Annotated in this window: 6 protein-coding genes and 1 pseudogene; 3 read left to right on the top strand and 4 right to left on the bottom strand. The window is 24.4% G+C overall.

The window, feature by feature from the left end; genetic code table 11:
- The first annotated feature begins 175 nt into the window (after nt 1-175).
- A complete protein-coding gene (gene serS / locus BGI41_RS00375; RefSeq protein ID WP_088538275.1) occupies nt 176-1,453 on the top strand; it encodes a serine--tRNA ligase in 1,278 nt (425 codons plus the stop codon).
- A 293-nt stretch (nt 1,454-1,746) separates the two neighbouring features.
- Here serS and BGI41_RS00370 read toward each other — a convergent pair whose 3' ends face one another.
- Both BGI41_RS00370 and BGI41_RS08475 read right to left on the bottom strand, forming a co-directional pair.
- Nucleotides 1,747-2,961 carry an ammonium transporter gene (locus tag BGI41_RS00370; protein ID WP_088538274.1) on the bottom strand — a complete coding sequence of 405 codons (1,215 nt, stop codon included), beginning with the start codon at nt 2,959-2,961 and terminating at the stop codon, nt 1,747-1,749.
- A gap of 476 nt (nt 2,962-3,437) precedes the next feature.
- Nucleotides 3,438-3,943: pseudogene (locus tag BGI41_RS08475) on the bottom strand (DUF1847 domain-containing protein).
- 433 nt (nt 3,944-4,376) lie between these two features.
- On the opposite strand from BGI41_RS08475, the gene BGI41_RS00360 reads away from it, so the two are divergent.
- Complete coding sequence (locus BGI41_RS00360; RefSeq protein ID WP_088538273.1) at nt 4,377-5,576, top strand: NAD(P)/FAD-dependent oxidoreductase; 1,200 nt, start codon at nt 4,377-4,379, stop codon at nt 5,574-5,576.
- A gap of 287 nt (nt 5,577-5,863) precedes the next feature.
- Here BGI41_RS00360 and BGI41_RS00355 read toward each other — a convergent pair whose 3' ends face one another.
- The gene (locus BGI41_RS00355) at nt 5,864-6,808 is read right to left on the bottom strand and encodes a calcium/sodium antiporter (RefSeq protein ID WP_233126278.1); all 945 of its coding nucleotides are present in this window, start codon (nt 6,806-6,808) and stop codon (nt 5,864-5,866) included.
- A 273-nt stretch (nt 6,809-7,081) separates the two neighbouring features.
- On the opposite strand from BGI41_RS00355, the gene BGI41_RS00350 reads away from it, so the two are divergent.
- Nucleotides 7,082-7,357 carry a hypothetical protein gene (locus BGI41_RS00350; protein WP_088538271.1) on the top strand — a complete coding sequence of 92 codons (276 nt, stop codon included), beginning with the start codon at nt 7,082-7,084 and terminating at the stop codon, nt 7,355-7,357.
- A gap of 185 nt (nt 7,358-7,542) precedes the next feature.
- Here the strand turns inward: BGI41_RS00350 and BGI41_RS00345 are convergent, their stop codons facing one another.
- Entirely contained in the window at nt 7,543-7,950 is a 408-nt protein-coding gene (locus BGI41_RS00345; RefSeq protein ID WP_088538270.1) for a DUF3795 domain-containing protein, read from the bottom strand.
- Nucleotides 7,951-7,966: the final 16 nt, after the last annotated feature.

Here is a 7,966-nt window from a genome sequence, read left to right as displayed (position 1 = left end):
TTTTTAGATTACATATTAAATATTCTAATTTTTATTATTATAATAAAAATAAATATAAAATAGGAAATATAAATTTTAAATTATACTTTTTTAAAAGTTTTTTATAAAATTTTTTAAAATTATTATTATTTACTAATTATTTTTTTGATTATCAGATTTATAAGGAGAAATTAAGTTGTTAGATATAAAATTATTTAGGGAAAACCCTGATTTAATTATAGACTCTGAAAAGAAAAGATTTAGAGATACTACTAATGTAGAAAAAGTTATTGAATATGATACTTTATGGAGAGAAGGAGAACAAAAATTAAATTCTTTACGTTCTGAAAAAAATAAATTATCTAAATCTTTTAAACAAGCTAAAAAAGATGGAACTATTGATGATGTTATTGCTAAATCTAAAGAAGTAGCTGCAGAAATTAAAGATTTAAATGTTAAAATTGATGAATATAAAAAATTACGTGAAGATTATAGGTATAAAGTTGGAAATATTATAGATGAAGATGTACCTATATCTGATACTGAAGATGATAATAAAATCATTAGAACTGTTGGTGAAATTCCTAAATTTGATTTTAAACCTTTAAATCATGTAGATTTAATTAATAAAATTGATGGTGCAGATCTTGAAACTGCTGCAGAAATTGCAGGTGCAAGATTTTATTACTTAAAAAGAGATATATTGCATCTTAACCTTGCATTAATTCAATTTGCATTAAGTGAATTAGAATCTAAAGGTTATATTCCTTTACAAACACCTTTCTTTGTAAAAAGTGATGTTGCTGCAGAAACATCTGAACTTGGTGAATTTGAAGAGACTTTATATAAAGTAGCTGATGAAGATTTATATTTAATTGCAACTGCAGAACAAACTTTAGCAGCATTACATAGGAATGAAATTATTTCTCCTGATGATTTACCTATTAAATATTGTGGTTTATCTACTTGTTTTAGGAAAGAAGCAGGTTCTCATGGTAAAGATACTTTAGGTATTTTTAGAGTTCATCAATTTGAAAAAATAGAACAATTTGTTTATACAAGTCCTGAAAAATCTAAAGAAGCTCATAAAGAGTTACTTGAAACTACTGAAGAAATCTATAAAAAATTAGGTTTACCTTACCATATTGTTGCTATTGTTTCTTCAGCATTAAATGATAATGCTTCTATTAAATATGATCTTGAAGCATGGTTCCCAGGTTCTGAAACTTATAGGGAATTAGTATCTTGTACTAATTGTAAAGATTATCAAGCAAGAAAAACTAAAACACGTGTTGGTAGAGCAGGTTCTGGTGATGCTCAAATTTTACATACTTTAAACAGTACTGCTATTGCTACTGAAAGAACAATTTGTTGTATTTTAGAAAATTATCAACAAGCTGATGGTAGTGTTAAAGTTCCTAATGTTTTAGTACCTTATATGGGTGGTAAAACAGTTATTAATGCTATTAACTAGCTTTTTAATTTAAAATTCTTTTTCAATTTTCTTTTTTTATTTTTTTTATATTATTCTTGTTTTTTTTTAGTTTTTTTTTTTTAGTTTTAATAAAATTAGTAAAATTAGTTTTTTTTAGTTTAGTTTTTAATATTTTTTTTTAGTTTTTTGTAGAATTAGTTTTTTTAAAGTTTACTTTTTAATATTTTTTAGTTTTAGTAAAATTAGTTTTTTTTTTGAAGTGTGTTTTATTTAGTAAAAATAGTTTAAAAAAAGTATAAATGTAAATATTTAATTTACATTTATTTATATGATTATAGGAACATATATCCTGATTCGTTGTGTAAGTGGGTATCCAATCCACCAACTTCTGTTTTTTCATCAACTCTTAATCCAATTGTTTTATCAAGTATTTTAGCTAGTATCCAACTAACTACAAATGCATATGCTCCTGATGCTACAATACTTATAATTTGAACTATAAGTTGATGTGGATTTCCATAGAATAATCCTGCTACATGGTTTATTGCAGGACATGCAAATAAACCTGTTGCAAATAATCCCCAAACACCAGATAATCCATGAACACCAAATACATCTAATGCATCATCATAACCAAACATTGGTTTAAGATAATTAATTGCTAAATAGGAAATAACTGCAGCTCCAATTCCTATTGCTAAACTTCCTGAAATTTTTACAAATCCTGCTGCAGGTGTAATAGCAACTAATCCAGAAACTGCACCAGTTATTGCACCTAATATTGTTGGTTTTCCAACTTTAATTACATCTAATATTATCCATACAATCATGGATATTGCTGCTGCAGTATTAGAAACAAGGACTGCAGAACCTGCAAGTCCATTTGATATTAATGCAGATCCTCCATTAAATCCCATCCAACCAAACCATAAGAATCCAGCACCTAAAACTGAATATCCTAAGTTATGTGGTAATAATGAACTATCTTTTCTTCTTCCTAGAACAATAGCTAATGCGATTGCTGAAAAACCTGAATTAATTTCTACTGCAACTCCTCCAGCAAAGTCTATTGCTCCCATATTCATTAACCATCCTCCACCCCAAATCCAGTGGGAAAGAGGTATGTAAACTAAACTTACCCATAAAATTACAAATAAAATCCATGGATTTGTTTTCATTCTTCCAACAATAGATCCTGAAACAATAGCAGCTGTTAATCCTGCAAATGTTAGTTCAAATGCTGCAAAAACATAGGTTGGTATTGTTCCAGTTAAAGTGTTAACACCTATTCCTTCCATAAATAGATTTTTTGGTATTCCAATAAATCCATTTAAAATACTTGTAGATGTAAATGCTGTTTGATATCCGTAGATTATCCAAATTATACTTGTTACTCCAAATGCAATTAATGATAAAAACATTGTGTTTAAAACATTCTTTTGCTTAGATAATCCTCCATAAAAAAATATAATACCGGGTATAGTCATTAACAATACCATTATTGTTGAAACAAGTACCCAGGCAGTATTTCCTGTATCTAAAATCATATAATCACAAAAATTTTCTATATTCAATACTTAATTTATATTTTTATAATCCTAATTTTCTTAAATTGTAATTTATAAATTTTTTTAAAAAATGTTTATTGATTTTATATTTATAATTTAAGATTTTAAATTTAGTAAAAATAATATTTAATTGATTTTAAATTTGTTTTTTATTTTTTAAGTAGCTTATTTATATTTAAATTAAAATATAATAATTTGCTACTGATTTTAAAAATTAACTAAGTAGGAATTTACTTTCCATATTTATTATGTTTTTATAATATATAAATTTTAGTTTAATAGATTGTTTCTTTAATATTTTTTTTATTTTTACTTATTATTTATGAAATTTTTGTAAAAATAGATTTAATGCTTTATAATTTATTTTTTATAAATATTAAACATTTTAATTATTTTTAGTAAATTTTTTATTTAATCTTTAAAATTTTTATATTTAAATTTTATTTTTTTTAATCTTATTTTAAAAGTTTACTGTAATATGCTTTTGTTTGGTATAATGCAGCTACTGGGTTATGGCCTAATACTCTATTTTTTGTTATTAATGTTGTTGTAAGTGCTTTGGAATATTTATTAAATAATGTATCATGACCTACACATAATCCAATTACAACATTTAAATCAGTTTTTTCTTTATTTAATATTTTTGCTTGTAATATAGGATTACACATTATATTTCCTGTTACTTTTGTTTTTTCTTTTTTAAGTCCAACTGTTTCTGTTTTTTCATGCTTCCAATTTTACATCCTGCACTGTATACTTCAAATCCGTTTTTACGAAGTATTTTACCAAATATTCTACTTTCTCTTATTAATCCTACACATGTTGCAATTCCTATTTTTTTAAATCCCATTCTTTTTGCAAATTCAACTGTTTCTTCTACTCTTGTATATTTACAATAGAAATCTGCTTCAACTTCTGCTGCTATTCTTGATACTTTTCGGTTTTCTTCATCTTGGTATATTTCATATATCTCTTTTTCTTCTTCTTTACTTAATTCTACTGTTGGACAGTATTCTGGGTATTTACTATTTTTAAAATTGACAATTTAAACTACAGCAGTCTATACAAGTTCTATTTTCCTTATCCATTTTATCACATAAATCTAAAATTATATTACTATTGTTATATTTCTATTATCTATTTTTAAAACTTTTCTTTAAATGTTTAATTTACAAAAATTCCTCTTTTATTTAAATTAAGTTCTTATTAATATTTTCTTATTTAAATTTTAGTCTTTTTTTAAATTTTGTCTAAATTCTTTTTATTATTATTCTTAAAATTTAAATATTAGTATTTTAGTAATTTATTATATTATAGAATTCATGCTTATGATTTTTTTATAAGTATTTTTTAGTATTTAATTTAATTTTATAAATTTATTTTAAGATGGTATTATGATAGAAACAGAAGTACTTGTAGTTGGTGCAGGTCCTGCAGGATCAATTGCTGCTAAACATGCTGCATTAAGTGGGGCAGATGTAATTTTAATTGATAAAAAATCTGAGATTGGAACTCCAAAAAGATGTGCTGGTGGAGTTTATGAAAGTGGTCTTAAATGGTTAGGTATAGAACCAAATCCAAGATGGATAGCTCAAGTTATTGTTGGTGGATCTATATTTGCTCCTGATGGAACTACTCTTTCTGTTGATGATGAAGTTCTTCCTGAAAAAGGATATATACTTGAACGTAAAGTATTTGATAAATTTATGGCAATGGATGCAGCAAGAGCTGGAGCTAAAATAATGATTAAAACATTAGCTACTGGTCTTAGAAAAGAAGAAACTGATGATGGTAATTATTATATTTTAACTTGTGAAAGATTCGGAGAAAAATTTGAAATTAAAACAAGAATTATTATAGCTGCAGATGGTCCAGAATCACATATTGCAAGATGGGCGGGAATGACTAAAAGTATTAAAGCTAAAGATTTAATGTCTGGTGCTCAATATGAAATGTGTAATGTTAAATGTGATAGAAGTGATTTAATTGAACTTCATATGGGAAAATTTGCTAAAGGAGGATATGCTTGGATTTTCCCTAAAGGTAATGATATTGCAAATGTAGGTATTGGTATTTCTTCTGAACATAAAGAAAAATCTGCTATTGACTATTTAAATGAGTTTGTAGAATCTTATCCACCTCTTAAAGATGCAAAAGCAGTTGAATTAAATGTTGGTGGAATTCCTATTGGTGGTCTTATTGATAATATTTCTGCTGATAATTTATTAGCTTGTGGAGATGCAGCAGGACAAATTGATTCTGTTACTGGTGGAGGACTTATATTAGGTATGTTTGGTGGTATGTGTGCAGGTACAGTAGCAGGTGAAGCTATCTCTGAGAAAGATTATTCTGATAAAAAACTTAAAGAATATGATGAACTTTTTGATGAAAAATCATTTGGTGCTATGCATAAATTAGATGTTGGTCGTGAATTACTTGATTCATTTACTGATGATGATTATAATCATCTTATTCGTGCATTGTGTGAACTTGATTTTACTGATGTAGGAGTTAAAGATTTTATTAAAGTTTTATTTAAATTATCTCCAAAATTAGCACTTAAATTTACAAAACTATTTAAAATAGTTTTATAATTCTTATTTTTTATTTATTTTTAAAATTAGTTTTTTTTCTATTTTTAGGTTAAAAATTAGCTTTAATCTTTTGTAAACTTTTTATTTTAGTTTAAATTTTTTATTTTTAGTTTTAGTTTTAAGTTTTTAGTTTTTTAAAGTTTTTTAAGTTTTAGGTTTTTTATTTTAATTTTTTATTTTTAGATTCTTTTTATTATGTTTTTTATTTTAATTTAATTTCAAAATTAGTAATTTTATATATAAATTATTAAATTTTATTTAAAAAAATAGTAAAGGAATTAATTTATTTAATTCCTCATAATAATATATGCCATGTAAATAATAAGTAATATTACAAGTATTATTCCTTCTTTTCTATCAATTTCATCACTTGTTCTAGCAAATATGTAAGCTAGAATTGTAACACCAGTCATCACTGCAATATCTGTAATCATTTTAGGATTTATTGGAATTGGTAAAATAAGACCATTTATACCTAATATAAATAAAATATTAAATATACAGGAACCTATAACATTTCCAAGTACTATTCCATGGTCATTTTTCATAAGTGCTGTAATTGAGGTTACAAGTTCTGGTAGTGATGTACCTATTGCAACAATGGTTAAACCAATTAATACTTGACTTAATCCAAATAAACTTGCAATAAAACTTGCACTATTTACAACAAAGTCTGAACCTACAATTACTCCAATTATACCAATAACAATATAAATTATTGATCTTGGAATACTTAATTTAGCTTTTATTGTTTCATCTTTTATTGATCTTACATTATTTTTTGCTTGTTTTACAAGAATGTAAACATATGTTAAAATTCCTATAAAGAAGATAAGACCTATTATTCTATTAATTGTTCCAATGGAATAGCTTACAAGTAAAAGTATAATACTTGATACTATTATAACTGGAAAATCTCTTTTTATTATAACTTCATCTACTTTTAGATTACCAATTAATGCAGAAATACCTAATACACCTAAAATATTAAAGATATTACTTCCAACAATATTTCCAAGTGATATAGCATTACTTCCTTTAAGTGATGCAGTTATTGAAACTGCTGCTTCTGGTGCACTAGTACCAAATGCAACAATTGTTAATCCTACAATGATTGTAGGTATTTTGTAGTTATATGCAACATTACTTGCTCCATCTACAAAAACATTTGCTCCCTTTATTAAAAGAACAAAACCTACAATAAGCATTATTATTTCAATTATCAATTCCATTATTATCCCTTTAACTTTCTATTTTTGGATATTATTTAATATAATTTTTTAATAAATGATTATTTTAACTAAATTTACTTATTTAATTATTATATTATTTATAATATTTATTTTTCAATATTGTATTAGTTTTATTTATAAAAATATGATTTATTTTTAATAATAAAATATTATTACTTTTTAAAATATTATATTTTATATTTTAGAAAAACTTTAAGATAATATAAATTATATATTATATATAATTTATGTAAATTCTTGGAGTAGAAAAAAATGTTATCTGAATGGTTTAAAAAAAATCCTCTTAGTAAAAATAAGATGTTAGATGTTATAAAAGAATGGGAAGAGATTAAACCTTTTGAAACAGATGATGTTTGTAGTCTTGAAGCTGCAGTAGCAAAACATGGTAGAAGATATGTTGCTTATCAAAAAGGAGTTTCAGAAGATACTATAAAAGAACATAAGTGGAAATTTAGGCGTTTTGATGTAATGGTAAAAGAAGAGAGGAAACACCTATTCATAAAAATGATGAACAAGAACCAATTGTAGATATCTTTGATGATTAGTTTTTGATTCTATTTTTTATTTATTTATTTTTTTTACTAATTTTTGGTTTAGTTTTTGTTTCTATTTTTTATTTATTTATTTTTTTTTACTATTTTTTTATTTTTAGATTTTAATTTTTCTTTATTTGTTATATTTTTAGTTTTTAATTTTTAATAGATTATTTTTATTTAGAATTTTTTTCCGCATTCACTACATTCTTTATTTTGTATTGTTATTATTCCATTACATTCATCACATGTCCATTTTTTTCTATCTTCATCCATCATTCTTTTTATTCCTGTGTTTTTAATTCTTTTAGCACTTTCAAGTGATGAATAATTGTATCTTTTAATATTGTTTTTATCTTGTTTTTTAATTAATTTACATGGAAATTCACTACATCGTCCACAATATTTCACTGTTTTTTTATTAAGACATTCTCTTATTTTACATTTTAAAACACTTTTAGTTTTATTTGATCCTTTAATTAAGCATCCTGGACATGGATTTGTTTTCTTTACATGTTTTTCACATAATTGGCAGTTTATACCACATGGTGCAAACATATTTGTATCAATTTTTTCTGGCATTTCCATAATTCCACCTTATTCT

Source organism: Methanobrevibacter sp. 87.7 (assembly GCF_002208625.1).
Lineage (GTDB): Archaea > Methanobacteriota > Methanobacteria > Methanobacteriales > Methanobacteriaceae > Methanarmilla.
This window is presented reverse-complemented; position numbering and strand designations above follow the sequence as displayed.

What these genes read in the sequence shown, in the direction of transcription:
- BGI41_RS00350 (WP_088538271.1), top strand. Translation starts at nt 7,082, where the DNA reads ATGTTATCTGAATGGTTTAAAAAAAATCCTCTTAGTAAAAATAAGATG.
- BGI41_RS00370 (WP_088538274.1), bottom strand. Translation starts at nt 2,961, where the DNA reads ATGATTTTAGATACAGGAAATACTGCCTGGGTACTTGTTTCAACAATA.
- BGI41_RS00355 (WP_233126278.1), bottom strand. Translation starts at nt 6,808, where the DNA reads ATGGAATTGATAATTGAAATAATAATGCTTATTGTAGGTTTTGTTCTT.
- BGI41_RS00345 (WP_088538270.1), bottom strand. Translation starts at nt 7,950, where the DNA reads ATGGAAATGCCAGAAAAAATTGATACAAATATGTTTGCACCATGTGGT.
- BGI41_RS00360 (WP_088538273.1), top strand. Translation starts at nt 4,377, where the DNA reads ATGATAGAAACAGAAGTACTTGTAGTTGGTGCAGGTCCTGCAGGATCA.